Annotated in this window: 22 protein-coding genes; 13 read left to right on the top strand and 9 right to left on the bottom strand. The window is 64.0% G+C overall.

Annotation, left to right across the window (positions count from 1 at the left end; all coding sequences use genetic code 11):
- The 3 genes from DRF71_RS28300 to DRF71_RS25545 all read right to left on the bottom strand — a co-directional run.
- The coding region (locus tag DRF71_RS28300) for a hypothetical protein (RefSeq protein WP_198672380.1) at window positions 1-462 on the bottom strand (462 nt) is incomplete at its 3' end.
- A 38-nt stretch (window positions 463-500) separates the two neighbouring features.
- Window positions 501-728 carry a hypothetical protein gene (locus DRF71_RS25540; RefSeq protein WP_112313271.1) on the bottom strand — a complete coding sequence of 76 codons (228 nt, stop codon included), beginning with the start codon at window positions 726-728 and terminating at the stop codon, window positions 501-503.
- Window positions 725-1,051, bottom strand: a complete 327-nt coding sequence (locus DRF71_RS25545; protein ID WP_112313272.1) for a hypothetical protein — start codon at window positions 1,049-1,051, stop codon at window positions 725-727. The genes DRF71_RS25540 and DRF71_RS25545 overlap by 4 nt, the downstream gene beginning before the upstream one ends.
- A 283-nt stretch (window positions 1,052-1,334) precedes the next feature.
- Between DRF71_RS25545 and DRF71_RS25555 the strand changes: the two genes are divergently transcribed.
- The 6 genes from DRF71_RS25555 (at window position 1,335) to DRF71_RS25575 (ending at window position 4,578) form a co-directional block, all read left to right on the top strand.
- Window positions 1,335-1,523, top strand: coding sequence for a hypothetical protein (locus DRF71_RS25555; RefSeq protein WP_112313274.1), 189 nt, complete (start codon window positions 1,335-1,337; stop codon window positions 1,521-1,523).
- Entirely contained in the window at window positions 1,520-2,272 is a 753-nt protein-coding gene (locus tag DRF71_RS25560) for a hypothetical protein (protein ID WP_112313275.1), read from the top strand. Before DRF71_RS25555 ends, DRF71_RS25560 begins: the two co-directional genes overlap by 4 nt.
- 56 nt (window positions 2,273-2,328) lie before the next feature.
- Window positions 2,329-2,859, top strand: coding sequence for a hypothetical protein (locus DRF71_RS25565; RefSeq protein ID WP_112313276.1), 531 nt, complete (start codon window positions 2,329-2,331; stop codon window positions 2,857-2,859).
- A 3-nt stretch (window positions 2,860-2,862) separates the two neighbouring features.
- Window positions 2,863-3,087, top strand: coding sequence for a hypothetical protein (locus DRF71_RS27780; protein ID WP_157971284.1), 225 nt, complete (start codon window positions 2,863-2,865; stop codon window positions 3,085-3,087).
- Window positions 3,088-3,232: 145 nt separating this feature from the next.
- Complete coding sequence (locus tag DRF71_RS25570; RefSeq protein WP_198672381.1) at window positions 3,233-3,481, top strand: helix-turn-helix transcriptional regulator; 249 nt, start codon at window positions 3,233-3,235, stop codon at window positions 3,479-3,481.
- A complete protein-coding gene (locus DRF71_RS25575; protein WP_112313278.1) occupies window positions 3,457-4,578 on the top strand; it encodes a tyrosine-type recombinase/integrase in 1,122 nt (373 codons plus the stop codon). Before DRF71_RS25570 ends, DRF71_RS25575 begins: the two co-directional genes overlap by 25 nt.
- Window positions 4,579-4,633: 55 nt before the next feature.
- Here DRF71_RS25575 and DRF71_RS25580 read toward each other — a convergent pair whose 3' ends face one another.
- Window positions 4,634-6,133: a leucyl aminopeptidase gene (locus DRF71_RS25580; protein ID WP_112313279.1), complete on the bottom strand. Its 1,500-nt coding sequence runs from the start codon at window positions 6,131-6,133 to the stop codon at window positions 4,634-4,636.
- Between the two features lie 270 nt (window positions 6,134-6,403).
- On the opposite strand from DRF71_RS25580, the gene DRF71_RS25585 reads away from it, so the two are divergent.
- From DRF71_RS25585 to DRF71_RS25610, 5 genes are all read left to right on the top strand, one after another.
- Window positions 6,404-7,006 (top strand): PPC domain-containing DNA-binding protein, encoded by a 603-nt coding sequence (locus DRF71_RS25585; protein WP_157971285.1) that lies wholly within the window; start codon window positions 6,404-6,406, stop codon window positions 7,004-7,006.
- Entirely contained in the window at window positions 6,933-7,475 is a 543-nt protein-coding gene (locus tag DRF71_RS25590; protein WP_332872085.1) for an ECF transporter S component, read from the top strand. Before DRF71_RS25585 ends, DRF71_RS25590 begins: the two co-directional genes overlap by 74 nt.
- A gap of 352 nt (window positions 7,476-7,827) precedes the next feature.
- Window positions 7,828-8,130, top strand: a complete 303-nt coding sequence (locus DRF71_RS25600; protein WP_112313283.1) for an energy-coupling factor transporter transmembrane component T — start codon at window positions 7,828-7,830, stop codon at window positions 8,128-8,130.
- Between the two features lie 106 nt (window positions 8,131-8,236).
- Window positions 8,237-8,476 (top strand): hypothetical protein, encoded by a 240-nt coding sequence (locus DRF71_RS27785; protein WP_157971286.1) that lies wholly within the window; start codon window positions 8,237-8,239, stop codon window positions 8,474-8,476.
- A gap of 80 nt (window positions 8,477-8,556) precedes the next feature.
- Complete coding sequence (locus DRF71_RS25610) at window positions 8,557-9,348, top strand: P-loop NTPase family protein (RefSeq protein ID WP_112313285.1); 792 nt, start codon at window positions 8,557-8,559, stop codon at window positions 9,346-9,348.
- On the opposite strand, the gene DRF71_RS25615 is transcribed toward DRF71_RS25610, so the two are convergent.
- Window positions 9,341-10,978: a phosphoethanolamine transferase gene (locus DRF71_RS25615; protein ID WP_198672382.1), complete on the bottom strand. Its 1,638-nt coding sequence runs from the start codon at window positions 10,976-10,978 to the stop codon at window positions 9,341-9,343. The genes DRF71_RS25610 and DRF71_RS25615 overlap by 8 nt on opposite strands.
- Before the next feature lie 198 nt (window positions 10,979-11,176).
- Here DRF71_RS25615 and DRF71_RS25620 point away from each other — a divergent pair, with 198 nt between their 5' ends.
- Together DRF71_RS25620 and DRF71_RS25625 are read left to right on the top strand one after the other, a co-directional pair.
- The gene (locus tag DRF71_RS25620) at window positions 11,177-11,830 is read left to right on the top strand and encodes a response regulator (protein ID WP_112313365.1); all 654 of its coding nucleotides are present in this window, start codon (window positions 11,177-11,179) and stop codon (window positions 11,828-11,830) included.
- The gene (locus DRF71_RS25625; protein ID WP_112313287.1) at window positions 11,827-13,092 is read left to right on the top strand and encodes a sensor histidine kinase; all 1,266 of its coding nucleotides are present in this window, start codon (window positions 11,827-11,829) and stop codon (window positions 13,090-13,092) included. Before DRF71_RS25620 ends, DRF71_RS25625 begins: the two co-directional genes overlap by 4 nt.
- Here the strand turns inward: DRF71_RS25625 and DRF71_RS25630 are convergent.
- From DRF71_RS25630 to DRF71_RS25645, 4 genes are all read right to left on the bottom strand, one after another.
- On the bottom strand, window positions 13,077-14,138 hold the full coding sequence (locus DRF71_RS25630; protein WP_112313288.1) for an alpha/beta hydrolase: 1,062 nt from the start codon (window positions 14,136-14,138) through the stop codon (window positions 13,077-13,079). The two genes, DRF71_RS25625 and DRF71_RS25630, sit on opposite strands and share 16 nt — an antisense overlap.
- A 109-nt stretch (window positions 14,139-14,247) precedes the next feature.
- Window positions 14,248-15,666, bottom strand: a complete 1,419-nt coding sequence (locus DRF71_RS25635) for an efflux transporter outer membrane subunit (protein ID WP_112313289.1) — start codon at window positions 15,664-15,666, stop codon at window positions 14,248-14,250.
- A 78-nt stretch (window positions 15,667-15,744) separates the two neighbouring features.
- Complete coding sequence (locus DRF71_RS25640; RefSeq protein ID WP_112313290.1) at window positions 15,745-18,903, bottom strand: multidrug efflux RND transporter permease subunit; 3,159 nt, start codon at window positions 18,901-18,903, stop codon at window positions 15,745-15,747.
- A gap of 10 nt (window positions 18,904-18,913) precedes the next feature.
- Window positions 18,914-20,110 (bottom strand): efflux RND transporter periplasmic adaptor subunit, encoded by a 1,197-nt coding sequence (locus DRF71_RS25645; protein WP_112313291.1) that lies wholly within the window; start codon window positions 20,108-20,110, stop codon window positions 18,914-18,916.
- Window positions 20,111-20,141 lie beyond the last annotated feature (31 nt).

Genomic DNA, 20,141 nt, shown 5'->3' on the forward strand with positions numbered 1-20,141 from the left:
CTCAGGGGACTGGTTGCCATAGGGCTTCTTGCGCTTCATCAGCATCTCGATGGTGCGGATCCTGCCCTGAAGCGTTGTGGGGCTGACAGCGGCATAAAGGCGGTGAAAGGCGGCGCTGGATCTGGTCTCCTCAAACGCAGTCAGCATTTCGAGGATCAACTCGCCCTGGCTGCGGGGCCTATCAGACAGATCGGCGCCACCGCCTCGCCTGAGCGAAGGATCTGCATCGGCACTGTCCAAACCAGCCCTGTTCGCTGCGATGATCCTGTTGGTCAGGTCGTTCCGGTAGTCCTGGTTTCTCCGCTCGTGGTCATCCCTGACATAGGGGTTGGGGAAGCGGAAATGTTTTTTCACAGCAGCGGGAAGCATCGTTTCAGCATTGATCACGATGGTCAGCAGTTGTTGAACCGACTGGGCATTTGGCTCAGAACCCCACTCATCTATCGATTCAAGCTGGTTCATTACACAATCCGTTACAGGATCACCCGTGGTCCAATATCTCACGTCTCCCGTCCTCTCAGCGCAATCTCCCGGACATGGCACTTCATTGCGTGTTGCATAATGGCTTGATCAAGATTTCGCTCAAATTCCCGCCAGTCGTCTTTTGTCGATACTTGCCGGAAGGTTTTTTCAAGGTGCGCCTTGATCAGCGCGGGAGATTCGCCGGATGGATAGGCGCCATCAAGCCATACAACCAACTGCTCAACGGTCAGGGCGCTTATGGTCATTTGTCCCACCGTGTTTTGGCAACGCCCAGCCGCGAAGGCGCGGGCATCAAATTCGGCGCTTTGCGGGGAGGCTTCGGTGGTATCGGTTCGGCCAGTGCGGCTAACCCTGCTTCGGTGATCCGATAGCCCTTGCCTCCACCCGGCACGATCTCTCCCTCGACGATCATCCCATATTCAAGAAGCTGAGAAATAGTCTTCATCCCGCTGGGGAAGCGGCCTCGGGCGATGAAGGAACCCGGATACCCGTTTGGTCTTGTATCGTCATAGCTGCACTCTCTGCGCAAGCCGTCCAGCGTGTCTCTGTGAAACTTGCTCAGTTCCATCCTCAGCCCTTCCGCTCTTCCAGCACCTGGCGGATGAATTCCGGGCGGGTGGGTTCGGGGTCGAGTTTGGCGCGCTCGGTGTCTACCCATGCCAGAAGCTCGGGGTTGAGGCGGACCATCACGGGTGTGCCCTGGCCAGTAGCTGGCCGCCCACCACGGTTTTTGGTATCATTTTCTTGTTGAGCGCTCATGTGGTTTATGATATCAGAATAATCGGACCGAGCAAGAAGGTGAGAGTTCTCGCCCGGCCCTAACCGAAACTCGTTCTTTAGGGAGAACGCGAATGGCTACTCATTGCCATAACGGACAGGTCATGCCTGTCGCAAGCCTGCACGAAATCGCCGACATGCTCACCCTCGCGCTCGACGCGACCGAAAGCGCCTCGGGCTATCCCCAGCACATCCGCGAAGCCCGCAGCTACTGCCGCCGCGCCCTGCGCCAGACCGAACGTCTGATGGGGGGCCTGCAATGAAGCGTCGCCAGTTCATCACCGCCGCCCCCGTGGCGGCCCTCGCCCCTCTTACGGTTTGCGCAGCTTCCGCAGTTGCGGCGCCCGAGGTCGCGGAAAACCCGGCTCTGCTGGCGCTCGGCGAAGAGCTGCCGCGCGTCGAAGCGGCCTATCATGCGGCCTGCGCGGCCTGGGACGCGATGTGGCGCGAGTGGCGCCCGAAATGGCCGCTGGCCCCGGATCCTTGCGTTGTGCAGGGCGGTGGGTGGCTCGGCGAGCTCGAGCGGAACCTTGATGGCTTTGGCCTTGTCCGCCCTGGGCAGGAAAGGCCAATGCGCCGCCTTGAGCTGCTCAATATGGAAGGCCGGCGAAACACTATGCTCGGGGCGCTGGCTCGGGCGGCGAGGCGGAAAAGGCCAACGTCTAAGAAGACATTGCTCTACTGGCAGAGCGAAGCGGATCGGGCTGAACTCGGGGTTGCGCTGCTGCCGGGGTATCTGGCGGAATGCGAGCGCATCAAGAAGGCGTCGAACTTCGATGCAGTCGATGCAGCACGTATCGATGCCCGTGATCGGATGTTCGATTTTGCCCGGCAGGTTTTGCAGGAGGCATCCAGCACGATTGAGGGGGTGCAGATCAAGGCGCGCGCGGTTGCCGCTCTTGGCAATCTGCGGACCTATGATGCGACATTGGGCAACCTGAGGGACATGACTGGTCCGAAAGGTCACATGGGGGCGATGCTCGGGAAAGCGTTGCTGGAGGTGTTGACGTGATTGACCGTAGCTGTTGGCGATGGTATGACCGTTGCTGACAGCTACGGAGTTGAATTATGAAAACCTATACCCATACGCCTGCGGATGTTCGTGTCGTTTCGTTCTGGTCGCCGGAGCTCCTCCGCGACTATCGTTTGAAGGGCTACCTCGAAGCCTATGGCGAGAAGGGCGCAAATGGCCACTGGCTCTACTCGAGCCGCGACCTCGTCGCATTCTGGGTCGCCGAAGCTCTTCACGGGCGGGGTAAGCAGCTCGATCTGCCTGTGAAAGGCGAGCGGCCCATGGATTTGAAGCGCCTCTTCGAGCATTCGTGGATCATCGCGGAATTCGTTGCAAAGCATATTGCGGGCATCGACGCTCCGGTGTTCTGGGGGCACGGTGATGTGCGGCGCGAAAAGGGGGTGTCCGATCACGGTGAGACGCTCTCGCTGAACCACCCGATCCGCTTCAAGGCCAATACCTATGAGCAGATCGAGTGGCTCGACCTCTACGCAATGGATGTGGTGAACACCAAGGCCCTTGCGAGCTTCGCGTCGAGTGCTGTGTGCAAGATCGTTTCCGGCATGACTTTTGAGCCGGAGGCCTAATCTATGGATGCCAAAACTATCACGGCATGGAACATCCCAGAGCCCTTCCACGCTCTCCATATGCTTATCCTGCGTGAGCCGGATGGCGAAGATGATGACAACCGTTATTACCGTAAGCATCTCTATATGATTGATGCGGATGCCGAGGGTGGAAAAGTCCTGTTGAAACGCGGTCCCCGCATTACCTATCCGAAGTTCTATAAAGTCGAATCCGAGGTCGCTGTCTGATTCATGTGGAAAACTAAAATCAGGTGCTTTGGATTTTCTCTGAGCTGAAAGACAATAGGTAAACACGCGTGATCGCACGAAAATCCGTATTTTCGATGTGGTGACCTGACACTAAAATGAGCTGCCGGATAGACTGATGACCCGAGTGCAACCGCATATCACCCCGCCGGGGAGCCTGCGCCGCGAAGATGCGGCCCGGTATTGCGGTTGCTCGCCCGCCCATTTCGACAAGCTGGTGAGGGAGGGCATCATGCCGGAGGCGCGCAATTTGGGCGGCGTTAAGGTCTGGCTGCGTGAGGAACTCGAACAGGCAATGTATGCCTTGCCGGTCTTCGGCAGAGCTCCCGGTGATGCAGGAGGCGGCAATTCATGCGACGCGGCCTTCGGTCTGTAAAGCTCAAACACCTGAATCCGTCTGGCATCTGGCCCAGCGGAAATCCCCGATTTTACTATCGCCCCAAGGGCAAGAAGGGCATTCCGATGCCCGATCTGCCGATAGACCATCCTGCTTTCCTCAAAGCCTATGCCGAGGCCCATGGAGCGCCTGCGCCGGTAGTGGTGCGGTCGGGGACGCTTGCGGCGGCTGTGGTGGCCTATAAGGGGTCGGAGGTGTTTCGGGGGCTGGCCGCCTCGACCAGGGCGCGGCGGCGCACGGCGCTGGATGATATTCTCACCCTGTATGGGTCCGGCAAGGTTGCTGATCTTGAGGATCGTCATATTCGGAAGGATCTTGAGCGGTTCCAAACGCATGCCCGGAATGGCCGTCTTAAGATCTGGAGGGCGTTTTGCGCCTGGATGGCCACAGAATACAAATTGCCTGCCAGTGCCGCCGCGACGCTGTCCCGGGTCAAGGTGCCGAAGTCCGATGGTCATATCCCGTGGGACGGTGAGCAGATCTCGCAATTCCGCGCTTTCTGGCCGATTGGTTCTGTCGAGCGTCTGGCTTTCGAACTGCTCTACTGGACGGGTGCCCGCATCTCAGATGCGGTGTGCCTGGGTGAGGGTAACATCGACCATGACGGGTGGTTGAATTTCCGCCAGGTGAAGACCGGCGGTGAGGTTTCAATTCCGTATGACCGTGAGTTGCCAACCTTCGCCGAAGACTTTGCCGAGGATCTCGCCCAGTTGCACCGCGCGATCAACGCCCGGAATGACCGGCATGTGACCTTCATGACGACCAGGCAGGGGGCCAGTCGGTCTGCCAAGTCGGTTTCACAGTGGTTCGCCAGAAAGGTGCGGGAGGCTGGGATCGAGGGGCGCACCGCGCACGGCCTCCGGAAATCCCGCACCATAGACCTGATCGAGGCCGAGGCGACCACACACCAGATTGGTGCCTGGACGGGTCATGAATCTCTCAAAGAAATCGAAAACTACGGAAAGAAATACGGGCGCCGCAGGGCTCTCTCCAAAACGAAAAAAGAACAGAAAGTTCCAACTATTCCGGAAAAGTTCCAAAAGAAGCAAAAAAATGAAACAAAAACGGCTAGTTGAAAAACGGGTGGCAATCCGGAGGGGTGCAAAACCCCTCCGGGTGCCAGCCAGCGGCTCAGGCGCCGGCCCTGAACGCCGCCGCCGCTCCCGAGGAAATCCATTCCTCCAGCAATTGCACCCCGAACCCGGCGCCGCCGGCCCGTGCATGAGGGCGGTCTTCGTCGATCAGCTCCTTGCCGGCGATGTCGAGATGTACATAGGGCACGCCTTCCGCGAAATTCTTCAGGAAAGCGGCCGCGACCGGCGCGTCACCATCCTCCAGATCGCGGCCATGCTGGCGCAGATCGGCGATCGGAGATTTCAGGTTCTCGTCATAGGCCGGGTCCAGCGGCAGCCGCCAGAACCGCTCGCCCGTGGCCTCCCCGGCGGCCAGCAGCGCATCGGCCAGCGCGTCATGCGTGGCGAACAGCCCGGCAAAGACATGACCCAGTCCACGCATCACCGAATAGGTCAGCGTTGCCAGATCGATGATGGCTTTCGGCTCAAACCGAGTCGCGGTGTAATGCAGCACATCGGCCAGCACCATGCGGCCCTCACAATCGGTGTCGAACACCTCGACCGTGCGGCCCGACATCGTGGAGACCACATCGCCTGGCTTATATGAGCTGCCCGAGAGCATATTCTCCGCCACGCCCAGCACGCCGACCACATGCACCGCTGCCTTCTGCCGCGCCAGCGCCAGCATCGCGCCGATCACCGCCGCCGCGCCGCCCATATCGCCCTTCATGGTGAACATCTGCGGCCCGGTCTTGATCGCGAGGCCCCCGGCATCGAAACACATGCCCTTGCCGACCAGCGCCAGCGGTTGCCCCTCGGCCCCTTTATAGCTCAGCACGATCACCCGGGGCGCGCGGGCCGAGCCATTGCCGACCGCCAGCACCGCGCCCATGCCCAGACGCTCCAGATCGGCGCACTCCAGCACTTCGATGCCGATCCCGGCCTCGCGCAGCGGGTTCAGATAATCGGCGAAAGTGTCGGGGTTCAGATGGCTGGCCGGGTAATTCACCAGGCTGCGCGCAAGGCTGACCCCTTCGGCCAGCGCCTCGCTGCGAGGAAGCGAGGCGGTTTCGGTGGTTTCCAGCGTCAGGGCAAGATCAAAGGGCCTGTCCGCCTTTGCCATCATCTCGAAGCGGTAATTCCCGAGCCGCATTCCCAGCACCAGCTGTGCCAGAACCGCATCGGTTGCCAGCGGGCCCGCGCCGCATTCGAACAGCATGAGCGCCGCCGGCTCGGCCTCGGTCTCCAGATGCCTCGCGAGCGCCGATCCGGCCCGGCTGGCGATCAGCGGCGTCAGCACCTCAGCCGGCCCCAGATCCAGCACCACCACGCGCCGCGCTTTCAGCCCTTGCGGCGCCAGCAGGTCGATGCACTCCCCGGCTTTCCCGGTGAACCGCGGCGCCTCCGCCGCGCGGCTGATCGCCCCACCGCTGAGCGCATCCAGCGCAGCGGCTCCTGAACCGAACCCCCCGCCGCCATTGCGCAAAATCACAATCGCGCCCTCATAATGCGACAGTTCAGTGCTGCCGGGCTGCGCCAGGTGGAGGGTGATGGACATGGGCCGATCCTGTCATTTGATCATATTGCCGCAATACTAGACCCCGGGCGCGGCAATGCAATGGGTCAAAAGGGCTGCCCGGACCTGTGATCGGAGAATATTCCTGTTGCAACGCAGCATGTTACCAGAATTGAGAGCCTGGTCATATCTGGTCAGCATCGGCACTGGAAGGCTGGGGATGTGCCTTGTCCGACCCATGCCCGGGCGGGGCTGCGATCCGGGATAAAACGCCATCCGGCCGGCACCGGACCGCCAGCAGCAGGAGCGATCTTGACCAATCCTTCCCAGGGGCAGGCCTCTGCCGCCGATCTCCCCTCTACATTTGGCCTGTCGCAAGGAGGTTTCGGTGCCTTCGCCTGCCGCCTGCCGCCTGCCGCCGATCTGACCGATGCGCTGCGCGCCTTTCAGCGCCAGAGCGGGGTCGCGGCGATTTCGGTTGTTCCCTGTGCCTGCCGCCTGACCCGGGCGCTGATCCGCCATGCGAACCGGCCCGAAGGCACGCTCTGCCAGGGGCATTTCGAGATCACCTCGCTGACCGGCACCGTCGATCCGGGTGGCGAGCATGTGCATCCCACCATCACCGATGGCGAGGGGTGCGCCTTTGGCCGCCATCTGCTGCCAGACAGCGCCGTCTGTACCACAGCCGGGATCACGGTTCGCTGCCGGTTGACCTCATCTTCACCCGCGAGCCCTGCGCTTTGCCCGGCTATGACGAGCTGGTCATCCATCCCGCTTAAATTGAATCCAGAGGAGCCCATCCATGACATCCTGACTTTCCTCTCCCCGCAACCTGGTGCTTGTGGCCATCGCGATCGCGCGGAACATCGCGCTTGGCCAGGCCGCGTCGTTTCTGAAACTGCCGATCGTTTTTGATTCGATCAGGACAGTGCTGGCGACGGTATTGGCCGGGCCGGTGGCAGGCGGGCTCATGGGGCTGTTGACCAACCTGATCCGGGGTCTGATCCAGGGGCTGACCGCCGCCTTCTTCGCGCCGGTTGCGCTGGTGACAGGGGTCGTGGCCGGCCTTCTTGCCCGGGTGGGCTTTTTCCGCGAGGTCTGGCAGGCGGCGATCTCCGGCGTAATCGTCACCATCGCGCTGGCCCTTATCCCGGTTCCGATCCGGATTTACCTGTTCGGAGGCGTCACCGGATCGGGCGCCGATTTCCTGACCGCCTATCCGCTGAAACTCGGCCAGGACCTGTTCCCCTCGGTGCTGATCACCGTGCCGGGCTGGAACATCGCCGATCAGGTGCTGACCTGCGTGCTGGTCTGGGGCATCCTGCGCGGGCTGCCCGGGCGAGCGACCTCGGACTGGCCGTTTCTCGCCCATAGCCGGGCCTGAGCACCGCAAAAACCCAAGGTAAGAACCATGTATCGGCCTGGTCCGAAGCGCTCTGGCAGCGCGCCTGCCTGTGGCCGGATGCTCTGCCTGAGGATGCTGATGCTGCCGGTCGGGCTCGCGCCGGCCTTGTCCATGGTTTCCTGATCGAGCGGGCGGCCCGGCACTGCGGCCCGTTCTCTTGCTGTTCCGAGGGGCTGCGCTATGCGCTCCTCGTCTTTTCGCGCCTTGCGCTGCTCTTGTCGGTGAGCCTCATTTTCGTGATGACCACGCGGCCATCGGATCTTGCCCGCGCACTGGACGGGGCAGGGGCAGGCCCTCGGTTTCCTATCTGCTGACCGCGCCGCTGCCGCTGGTGGAAAGCGTTGTCCAGGAGGCGCGGCAGATCCGCGACAGCCTGCAGATGCGCGGGTTCTCGGCGCGCAACCTGCTGCGCGAGCGGTTCCGGATGCTTGCCGGCATGGTCAATCCGCTGGTGCGCGGGCTGATTACCGAGGCGCCGATCCGTGCCGGGGCGCTGGAGATGCGTGGCTTTCGCGCCCGCCCCCGGCGCGGGCTGATTGACCCGGTCGAAGACAGTCCGGCCGAGATCTGGCTGCGACGGGGTGTCCTGGCTCTGGCTGTACTGCAACCGGTGTTCTTGCTGCTATGGCGCTGAGTGTAAAAGATCTTTTTCTGCGCGCCGGGGAAGGCGCCTTTGTTCAACGGGTTGTCCATCACGCTGGAAGCCCGGCGCGCAACTGTCGGTTCTCGCCGGAAATGGCATGGGCAAGACCATTCTGGCGCGCTGTCTTTCCGGCCTTCTTGCGGCTGATCGCATGCTGATCTGGACCGGCACCGCCCTGCGCGCCATGCCCCGGGCCGATCATGCGCGGCTGGTTCAGGCGGTCGGGCAGCGCCCGCATCTGCAACTCAGCGGTCGCCCTGTGCTTTGCGCGAAGAGGTGGCTTGCGGCCGGAAAACCCTGGCCTGCCGGTCGGGGAAATCCGGGCGCAGACCGTTGAGGCGCTGGACGATCTGAACTTCATCTGATCCATCGCGATTGCCGCCGCCTTTCCGGGGGGCGAGACGCCAGCGCCTGTTGATGCTTGAAGAGCCGATGGCCGATCTTGATGCGGCAAGCCGAGATCTGCGGGCCGGGCATCTGCGCAGACCGCCCTGGGGGATGGCGGTGATCTTTCTGGATATCGGCTGGCAGGGCTGGATGGAGGGGCTTCTCGACCGGCATCTGATCCTGAATCAGGGCCGGGTGCCCCGGCCATTCACCAGCAGCACGCTGGCCTCGACCGCCTTGCCCGAGCGCATCTGCCCGGTCGGGATTGCGGCATGTGCGGCGGGCAGGATCAGGGCAACACCGTCACCATCGAGGCGCTTGCCTTTGGCTATCCGGGCCAGGTGCGGTTGTTTGACGGGCTGGAACAGCCGCTTTCCGGCCGGATACCGGTGGCCGGGATCGACCCTTCCGGCCCGGGGGGCGACAGATCCTGCCCGGGTGGCGGGAATGGTCGCGCAATCCTCGGACCGGCATCTCCTGTCGGTCAAAGTGCTTGATGAGGTGGCGCTGGCTGCGCGCAATCCGGGCCTTGCGGGCCCGCCGGCTTTGGCGCTCGCGGTCTTGCAGCAGCTGGCGATCGCGGATCCGGCGGATCAGCATCCGCTTGATCTTGATGCCGGGCAAAAGCGGCTGGTGGCGCTGGCCGCCGGCATAGCGTATGGCCCGCGCGTCTTGCTGCTCGATGAGATCCAGCGCCGGCTGATCGGCGTGGAGGCTTTGACCAGCACCACCATTCTCGCCGTAACCCATGATCCCGATTTCTCCGCCGCCATCGCCAATGCGTGGCTGGTTTATGGCGAGGACGGCATTCGTCTTACATGATGACATCTTTACGGCAGGGCGCGGTCAGATCGAGGCCCGGGTTGCGCACCGAGGTACTGACATCCATCAGCCCCAGCACGGTATGGAAGAAATTGTCGTGACTGACGGGCTTTGCGGCCTCATACGCCAGACAGCTGCGGTCAAGCCCCATCACCGCCGTGAACCGCGGGTCGAGCCAGAGGATGAAGGGGACTTTCACCTGCTCTGCCGGCGCCATGAACGAGGGCGCGGCATGCAGGTAAAGACCGTTCTCGCCCAGAGACTCGCCGTGATCCGACATATAGACCATGGCCGGGATCACATTCTGCGCATCCGCCAGCATGTCGATGGTGCTGGCAAGGACATGATCGGTCTCGCGGATCGAATTGTCATAGGCATTGACGATCTCTTCGGTGCTGCAATCGGCGAATTGCGCGGTCTCGCAGGCGGGGGAGAAACCGGCCCGCTCCGGCGCAGAGCGCAGGAAATAGGCGGGGCCATGGCTGCCGATCATATGCAGGACCAGCACCGTATCGCGGTCGATCCCGGCCAGGGTATCGCGGATTACCGGCAAAAGCGCCTCGTCGGTGCATTCGACCTTGCAGGCCTCCGGCGCCAGCGTCGCGTCGATCCTGGACCAGCCAGTGCGCTTTGCCACATTCTGATCGCCGGTATTGTTGTCGGCCCAGAGCGGCCGGATCCCGGCCTGGCCGAGGATATCCATCAGATTCTCGCGCCCCAAAGCGGCCTCACGGCTATAGCCCGCCTGACCGAGCCCCGAGAACATGCAAGGCACCGATACGGCGGTCGAGGTGCCGCAGGAGGTGGCATCGGTAAAAGCGATCACATCGCGCTTTGCCAGCTCCGGCGTGGTGTCACGCGCATAGCCGTTCAGCCCGAAATTCTGCGCCCGGACGGTTTCGCCCACGAAAACCACCAGGAGAACCGGCTTGTCGGCACTGGCCAGCGCGGTTCCGGGTTTCGCATCCCGCCCCCAGGGCGCGGCAACAGGGTCGGCGGTCTTCCACTGCTCGCGGGCAAAGCGGATACCGGCGGTGAGACTGGCGCCCGGCTGATAGGCGCCCATCAGATCATGGCGCTCGCGCAGCATGGCCGAGTAATCCTTGTAATGGCTGAACAATGCCCCGACCATCAGCGCGAAACTCAGCGCCACGCCGGTCGGCCAGCGCCAGAGCTGATGCACCAGCCCGACGCGGCGCACCTTCGGCCAGAAGACCAGCGCCGCCGGCACCACGCCGGTCAGGAAGATCGCCACCCCCATCCGCAGCGTTACCAGGTGGCGCGATTCCGTGTAGGTGGTCTCAAAGATGTTGCGCACCATCTCACGGTCGATCAGCACGCCGAAATTGCGCTCGTAATAGCTGGCGGCGGCCGCGACCATGATCAGGATCGCCGCCACCGGTTTTTGCAGCCGCCCGGGGCCAAACAGCTCCAGCGTCATCAGTGTCAGCGCCCAGACCCCGATCCCGAAGATCACCACCCGGCCGGGGGAGCCGGGAAACTGCGCCATGAGCCGCGACCAGAATCCGTGATTGAGCGCCAGCATCACCCAGCTGGAGATGAGGAGGTTCAGGGCGCTATGCGGGAGGACCGGACGCGGGATGCGCCGGAGAAAAGCGGGAAGGGGCATTTGCCTGTCTTTCTTGCGCCGGCAGGGCCTGGCGAGGGTTGCGATCTGGCCGGTTACAGGCCGCTGATCCGCCGCTTTTCTGCCCCGAACCTTGCGCCTGGCTTGCAGAAGCCGCCCGCACCCTGGTTTTCCGCGCGGGCCACTGCCGGAATGTGCATTTTCCTCGCCTGACCTGCGGCCCGGCGCTATGCAGGGGCTATGCGCCTGCTTCTTGTCGAGGATTCCGCTGAACTCGCCGGCTCCGTGCTGCGCCATCTGGCGGTGGCGGGGCATGCGGTCGATCATGTCTGTGACGCGGCTGGCGCGCTGGCCGCGATGGCGGTGGGGGAGTATGCCTGTGTGATCCTGGACCTTGGCCTGCCCGACGGATCGGGGCTCGCGGTCCTGGTCGAGCGCCGCCGTGCCGGCGACCGCACGCCGGTGATCATCGCGACCGCGCTTGACCAGATCAGCGACCGTATCGCGGGGCTTGATGCGGGCGCAGATGATTATGTGGTAAAGCCCTTTGACCTTGCCGAGCTGTCGGCCCGCATCCGCGCCCATGCAAGGAGAGGCCAGTTCCTGCCGGAAACCCGGCTGCAGGTCGGCGATATCGAGGTGGACCGCGCGGCGGCGCGGCTGTGGCGCGGGGCCGAGGAGATCCGGCTGACCTCACGCGAATGGGCTTTGTTCGACGCGCTTCTTGGCGCGCGGGGGCGGGTGCTGGGCAAACCCGCGCTGGAAGAGGCGCTTTATAATTTCGATGCCGCGATCGAGGGCAATGCGGTCGAGGTCTATATCTCCCGCCTGCGCCAGAAAATCGGCGCCGGTATGATCGAGACCCGGCGCGGCCTCGGCTATGTGCTGACATGAGCGCCGCCCGGAAACCCTGGTCGATCCGCCGCCGGCTGACACGGCGGGTTCTGTGGCTGGTGCTTTTGGCCTGGCTGGGGGCCATGGCGCTGGCGACCGTGTTTCTTGACAATGAAATCAATGAGATGCTGGATGAAGAGCTCCAGGCCATGGCTGAGACCACGGTGCTTTACATCGAGGCGAGCCCCGGCCAGGTGATCCCCCGGAATATCGGCACAGATCCGGGGAATGGCGAACGGGTGCTGCGCATCCTGCGCGCCGGCGATCCGGTGCCGGCCGCGCCCTGGCCCACGCTGACCACCGATGGTTTTCACGATCTCAACGACTGGCGCGTGTTGCGGGTGACGGCGGAAAACGCGGTGATCGAGGTCGCCCATAACGACGCCTGGCGGCGCGACGAGATGCTCGAGGCGGCCTCGGCCTTCCTTGTGCTGATCCTGCCGATGGTGGCGCTGCTGGTCTGGGGGCTGCGCCAGAGCCTCGCCCGGGGGTTCGCGCCGCTCGAAGCGCTGAGCGCGGGCATCGCCGCGCGTTCGCCCGCCGATCTCTCACCGGTTCCCGAGGCCGGCCTGCCGGATGAGCTGCATCCGCTGGCCAGCGGGCTGAACCAGTATATCGCGCGGATCGGCACCATGCGCGATGCCGAACGCGCCTTTGTCGCCAATGCCTCGCATGAGCTGCGCACGCCGGTCGCGGCGATCCGGGCGCGGCTTGACCTGTCGGATGACCCCGAAGCGCGGGGTGCGCTGCCGATGCTTGATGCACTGACGCGGCGGGTCGAGCGGCTCTTGCAGCTTTCACGCTCCGAGGCGGGTCTGGGCCTCGGGCGCGGGCCGGCGGATCTGATCCGGATCACCCGGCTCCTGCTGCGCGAGATCGGGTTGCGGGAGGCCGGATCGGGTCAGATCCGGTTCGACGATGGCGATCTTGAGACTTTGCCGGTGGCCGTAGACCCGGATGCGCTGGCGATCCTGTTGCGCAATCTGATCGAGAACGCGGTCGGGCATGGCACCGGCCCGGTGCTGATCCGGATCGGCAGCGGGGCTGCGGCGCAGGTGCTGATCGAGAACCCGACCAGCGGCACCGAATTCCACGATCAGGCCTTTGCCAAACGGCCAGGATCGACGGGGACCGGGCTCGGGCTGACCATCAGCGACCAGCTGGCCACCGCCATGGGCACAAGGATCAGCCGCCAGATCCTCGACGGGCGGGCGCGGGTGGAAGTCTCCTTCCCGCTGGCGGCCGTTCAAAGCCCGATCTGATCCAGCGCATAGGCCCCGGCCTGGCGCAGCCCTTCGAAAATGCTGGTCACCGCATTTTCTTCGGCCCCGGACAGCAGGCTGACATAGCGGCTATGGGCGGGGTCCTCGCTGGGCAGGTCGGTGATGTCGATGATGCGGATCCCAAGATTTTGCGCCATTTTGCGGATCCCGGGGTCATGGACATCCGCAGTGCCAAGCCGGCCATGCCGCGCCGCCAGCCGGGCCGAGAAGGCCAGCGCCTTGTCATCCGACGAGACCAGCACCGTCAATGGATGTTTCAGCGGGCCGATCACCGCCATCTGCTCGCGGAACATGTCGATATCTATATCGGGCGCGGCCAGCACCACTTCCAGCCGGTCCAGCACATCGCTGCGGCCGCTCAGCTTCAGCTGACGCAAAGCCTCCATCGTCAGACGCCCGCCCATGGAGTGTCCGAGGATCAACACCGGCTTTTTCGTGCTGCGCCCGCGCGTCAGGTCCGACATCAGCCCGGCCAGCGCCGAGCGGGAATAATCCGCCCCGTCACGGTCGGCGATATAGCCCGCGATATGCGCCTGGGAGGGCCAGGAGAACAGGATCGGCTTGCCGTCGACATGCGCATCCGCCGAAAGCTGCGCCAGCCGGTACAATGCTTCCTGAAACGAGGTGTTGTAGCCATGGACATAGACGCCGATCTGGTCATTGCCGACATCTTGCAGAAAGCGCCGCGCGGGAAGGGCCACCTGATCCAGGGTGACGAAATCCTTTGCCGGATCGGGGCGCCCTTTCGGCCAGTCGATGGCGCCGCTTTTATGGCCGGGCGGGATCGAGATATCGAAATAGCCATAGCTCGGTGCCGGCGCGCGGTCCTGGCCGAAACTCCAGGGGGCGGTTTTGTCGCGGGCGCGGGTGGTGACCATCCAGATGCGGGTTTTCTTGCTGCCCTGGAGTGCTGGGTCCTGGAGTACGGGCGCGGTGACCGGCAGCAAGACATCAGGGCCGGGACGCGGCGCGCAGGCCACAAGCGGCAGGATCAGCATCAGCGCAAGAAGGGCGATATGGCGCATGGCCCGCTCCGGTTATGCGGTGGCGCCGGAGGGTCCGGCACCAGAGTCACGACGGCGTAGCAAAACCATAGCCGGGGTAACCTGCGGTTGAAACCCCGGCTGCAGCCACTCACCTCATCGGAGCCGCCGCCGCGATCGAGACCGCGACATAGGCCGCCGCCTGATCGCGCAGCGCGCCGGCCAGGGCGGTGCGGGCGGAAAGCGCGGTGCGCTCGGCATCAAGCACGGTGAAGAAATCGGTCTGGCCCGCACCCCAGGCATCGCGGGCAAGGGTCACCGTTTCCTGCGCGGTCGAGACGAGCTTGCGCTGCGCCGCCACATTGGTGCCGCCGCGCCGCCAGGCGGAAAGACCGTTCTCGACCTCTTCGACCGCGTCGAGGATCCCGGCCTGCCAGCGGATATGGGCCTGCACCGCCCTGGATTCAGCCGCTTTCAGCTTTGCCTTATTGGCGCCGCCGGTGAAGATCGGCAGGTTGATCTGCGGTCCGAAGGACCAGGAGGTCGGGTTGCCGCCACCTTGCACATTCATCGGCCGGATCGAGCCCGAGAGGCTGACCGAGGGCCAGAAATCCGCCTCGGCCACGCCGATCTGCGCGACGGAGGCGGCAAGATTGCGCTCGGCGATCTGCACATCGGGGCGCGCGCGGATCACTTCGGCGGGGAAGCCGACCGAAGGCTTCGCCCTGGCAGCCGGCTGCGAGCCGCCCTTTTGCAGCCTTGGGCGAAGATCGGCGCTGCGCGATGCGGTCAGCGTCGCCAGCCGGTTCACCGCCTGGTCAAAACCGATCTCCAGCGAGGGCAGCCCGGCTTCGGCCTGGGCCACAGCCTGTTCGGCCTGGAGAACATCGAGACGACTGGCCTGGCCCACCTCTTCCATCCCCTGCGTCAGCCTGAGCGTCTCTCGCCGGCTGGAGATGCTTTGCCGGGTCAGGGCGATGCTTTGCTGGTAATAGCGCAGGTCGATATAGGCGGTGGCGACGGCGGCGGTCACTGCCCGGCGCGCGGCCTCTTCCGAGAGTTTCGCGGCTTCCAGCCCGGCAATCGCAGCGGCGCGGGCGGCGCGGTTGCCGCCAAAGATATCGAACATCCAGGAGGTGGAAAGCGTCGCAGAGGTGCTTTCCGAAATCACGCCGGAGCCCTGGCTGTCGCCGCGTGTCGCGCCGGCGCTGGCGCTGGCCTGGGGCAGATCGGCGGCGCGGGCGGCGGCGATGCCGGCCCCGGCCTCGTCGATCACCGCCACCGCCTCATGGATCGAGAGGTTGCGCGAAAGCGCCGTCGTCACCAGCCCGTCCAGTGTGGTGTCGCGGAAGCTGAGCCACCAGGCGCCGCTGGCGCTGCGGGCGGGGGCGGCGGTGGCGAAGGCCGCAGCGGTATCGGGGGTCGGCGCGGTATATTCCGTCGTGACACAGGCCGAAAGCGCCAGCGTCAGCGGCAGGATCGTGAGAAACCGCCCGAGCCTGGAGCCCGGACTATGCCCGAAGTCCGGGCGGGGCCGGAATTGGGGGCGGCTGGATGGGGTGCTGCTCATGGCTCTGGTCTTTTTGTTATGGGGTAAGAGACGTATAGACAAGAGACGGGGGCATGCTCTGCCATGCCCCCGTCAGGGTTATTCCGCCGGTAGGACAGTCCCTTGGGTATTGCTGGCGGAACCCGTCTTGCTGAGGCGCTTATGCGTCCCGAAGAGTTTCATCACGAAGACAAAGAATACCGGCGCGAAGAGAACGCCGAGCACGGTGGCCGCGACCATACCGCCCACCACATTGATCCCGATGGCATTCTGGCTGGCGGCCGAGGGGCCGGTTGCAATGGCCATCGGCACCACGCCCATGGTGAAGGCAAGCGACGTCATCAGGATCGGGCGGAACCTGAGCCGGCAGGCCTCGACCGTGGCGGCCATCAGCTCCTGGCCTTCGGCGATCAGGTCTTTGGCAACCTCGACGATCAGAATGGCGTTCTTTGCCGAGAGCCCGACGATGGTGATCAGGCCGACGGTGAAGAAGACGTCATTCGAAAGCCCCGCCCACATCACCGCCGCGACCGAACCGATTGCGCCCATCGGCACGATCAGCATGACAGAAAACGGGATCGACCAGCTGCCGTAAAGGCCGGCAAGGCAGAGGAAGACGAAGAGGATCGACAGCCCGATCAGCATCGGCGCCTGCGAGCCGCTTTCGATCTCCTGCCTCGACTGGCCGGTCCATTCATAGGCGAAGCCGGCCGGCAGTTCAGCGGCAAGGCGCTCCATCTCGGCGATGGCCTCGCCCGAGGAAAAGCCGGGTGCGGCCTCGCCGTTGATCCTGAGCGCGGGATAGCCGTTATAGCCCACGATCTGCGTCGGGCCATAGCCCCATTCCGCCGTGGCAAAGGACGAGAGCGGCACCATGCCCCCCTGCACATTGCGGACGTTGATCTTCATCACGTCTTCAATATTCATCCGGCTCGACGCTTCGGCCTGGACCATGACACGCTGCATTTTCCCCGCATTGGGGAAGTCGTTCACATAGCCCGAGCCAAGCGCGACCGAGATGGTGCGGTTGATCTCGCCAAAGGTGACGCCGAAGGCATTGGCCTTCTCGCGATCGACTTTGAGGCTCAGCTGCGGGCCGGCGGGGAGGCCTTCGATATACATCTGGCCAAGGATCGGGCTGTCCGCGGCCCCCGCCATGATCTGCCCGGCGGCGGCCTGCAAGGCGGCATTGCCCATATTTGCGCGGTCTTGCAGACGGAAGGCAAAGCCCGAGCTGGTCCCCAGCCCCTGGATCGGCGGCGGCGACAGCGCGAAGGCGATGGAATCGCGGATCGAGAACAGCATTCCCGAAAGCTGACCGGCAAGACCACCGGCAGACAACTCGGGCGTGGTGCGTTCGGCCCAGTCTTTAAGCGTCACAAAGGCAAGGCCCGAATTCGGCCCCTGGCCGAAGAAGGAATAGCCCTGGATCACCACGATGGAATCGACGCCATCCATGCCAAGGGCAAAGCCCTCTGCCTGTTTGGTGACTTCGCGCAGGCGGAAGGTGGTGGCGCCGGGCGGAGCCTGGAGGTTGGCGATCAGGAAGCCCTGGTCTTCATCGGGCAGGAAGGCCGAGGGGATTTTGACATAGAACCAGCCAAGCCCGGCAACCAGCGCCAGATAGATGATCATCATCCGGCCCGCCCGCCGAGTCAGCCCGCCGACAAGGCCGGTATAGCCTTTGGTGGCGCGGTCGAAATTGCGGTTGAACCAGCCGAAGGGGCCACGTTTCGCGTGACCGTGACCCTTGGCGACCGGCTTGAGGAAGGTCGCGCAAAGCGCAGGCGTCAGCGAGAGCGCAAGGAAAGCCGAGAACGCAATCGACACAACCATCGTCAGCGAGAATTGCTGATAGATGATGCCGACCGATCCCGGGAAGAAGGCCAGCGGAATGAACACCGCCATCAGCGCCAGCGTGATCCCGACAATCGCGCCGGAAATCTGCCCCATCGCCTTTTTCGAGGCCTCTTTCGGTGAGAGCCCCTCTTCGGACATGATCCGCTCGACGTTTTCCACCACCACGATGGCGTCATCGACGAGGATACCGATGGCGAGGATCATCGCAAACATGGTGAGTACGTTGATCGAGAACCCCGCCGCCAGCATCACCGCCAGCGTTCCCGCCAGCGCGATCGGCACCACAAGGGTCGGGATCACGGTATAGCGGAAATTCTGCAGGAAGACGAACATCACGACAAAGACCAGACCCACGGCCTCCAGCAGCGTCATCACCACCTTCTGGATCGAGGCCGAGACGAAGGGCGTGGTGTCATAGGGGATCTCATAGCCGATCCCCTCGGGGAAGAGCGGCTCAAGCCGTTCCATCACCGCGCGCACGCCCGCTGCCGTGTCCAGCGCATTGCCGGTGGGCGACAGCTGGATGCCGATGGCGGCGGTATCCTGGCCATTGAGGAAGGTCTTGAAAGCGTACATCTCGGCGTCGATTTCGATCCGCGCGACGTCCTTGAGCTGCACCAGACCGCCGCCCTCTGCCGAGCGCAGCACGATATTGCCGAATTGCTCAGGTGTAGAGAGCTGACCGGTGACCAGCAGGGTTGCCTGCAGCTGGGTGCCGGCGGGGGCGGGGTCTGCGCCTACCGACCCGGCAGCAACCTGGGCGTTTTGTTCGGCAATCGCCGCGGTGATATCGGTCACCGAGAGGTCAAGACCCACCAGCTTTGCCGGGTCGATCCAGACCCTGAGCGCGCGTTCGGTCGCAAAGACCTGGGCGCGGCCGACACCGTCGACACGGCGCAGTTCATTGACGATATTGCGCGAAATGTAATCGCCAAGGGCCACCGCATCGAGACCGCTTTCTTCGGTTGCGGTCAGCGCCACAATCATCAGAAAGCCCGCGCCGGCCTCTTCGACCAGGACACCCTGTTGCTGCACCTGTTGCGGCAGGGCGGATTCCACCCGGCGCAGACGGTTTTGCGTGTCGACCACGGCCTGGGCCACTTCGGTCCCGGCCTCGAAGGTCACATCAATGGTGACCGCACCGGTCGATTCCGAGGTGCTCTGGAAATAGAGCATGCCGGGAATGCCGTTCAGCTCTTCCTCGATGGGCTGGGTGACCTGCTGATACAGATCCTCCGGCGAGGCGCCGGCGAAACGGGTCGAGATCGAGACCTGCGGCGGCGCAACATCGGGATATTGCGAGACCGGCAGCATCGGCAGCGACAGCGCCCCCGCCAGCGTTATGAAGATCGCGATGACCCAGGCAAGAACCGGGTTGTCGATAAAAAACTTTGCCATGGATCAGGTCTCAGTTCGTGCCGGCTTCTGCCGGGGCAGCAAGCGCTTTGGCGCAGACATCAGGCGGCGTGTCGCCGGTCGAAGGGTCAGCCCAGCAGACAGGGGACACCGGCGCGCCGGGGCCCATTTTCTGGAACCCGTCGACGATCAGCATATCACCGGTGGCAAGGCCCTCATGCACGGTGACGCGGTTGCCGACCGAACGGCCTAGGGTGACCTGGCGCAGCTCTGCCACGCCATTCGCCACCACATAGACCATCGCCGCGCCGGACGCATCGCGCTGCACCGCCTGGCCGGGGATCGCGAAAGCCGCCGTCTCGGTCGCCTGTTCCACGGAAACGCGGACATACATGCCGGGCAGCAGGATGCCGTCCGGATTGGGGAATTCGGCGCGCAGCGTCACCTGGCCGGAGGACCGCTCAACCGAGGCCTCGGCGAAAAGAAGCTTGCCGGGATGGGTATATTGCGAGCCGTCATCCAGCAGCAGCACGACTTTGGCGGCGCCGGGCTCAACCTGCATCAGCGCGCCGGAATCCAGCGCCTGGCGCAGACGCAACAATTCAGAGACCGGTTGCTGCATATCGGCATAGACCGGATCAAGCTGCTGGATCGTGGTCAGCACCTCGCCCTGGGCGGAAACCAGCGCGCCTTCGGTGGTCTGCGCGCGGCCAATGCGGCCGGAAATCGGCGCCTTCACCTCGGTATAGCCCAGGTTGATCTCGGCGGCGCGCAGCTGCGCTTTGGCCTCTGCCAGGGCGGCGGCAGCCTGGAGGCGTGTCGCGGTGGCGGTCTCGAACTCGGCCTGGCTGGTGATGTTGCGCTCATTGAGCGAGGCATAGCGCCGCTCGGTCGCTTCAGCCTCGGCCAGCACGGCCTCGGCGCGCGCGACAGAGGCCTTCGCCGCATCGACCGCGATCTCGTAACTGGCGCGGTCCAGCCGGAACAGCACATCGCCCTCTTTCACGAGGCTGCCCTGTTCAAAGACCCGGCTCTCGATGATGCCGCCGACCCGAGGACGCACATCGGCGACCTGGGTTGCGGAAACCCGGCCCGGCAGTTCCGAGGTCACGGCGATATTCTCGGGTGTGACAACCACCACACCGACCGGGGCGGGCGGCATCGCCCCCTCCTGCGCCAAAATCGAAGTGGTCGACAACAGGGACATGCCGGCGACAACGGCCAGGGCACGGAAAAGCGATACGGGCATAGGATGTCCTGAAAAGCAGGGAGGAGAAGTC

It is taken from the genome of Pseudogemmobacter bohemicus (genome assembly GCF_003290025.1).
GTDB lineage: Bacteria > Pseudomonadota > Alphaproteobacteria > Rhodobacterales > Rhodobacteraceae > Pseudogemmobacter > Pseudogemmobacter bohemicus.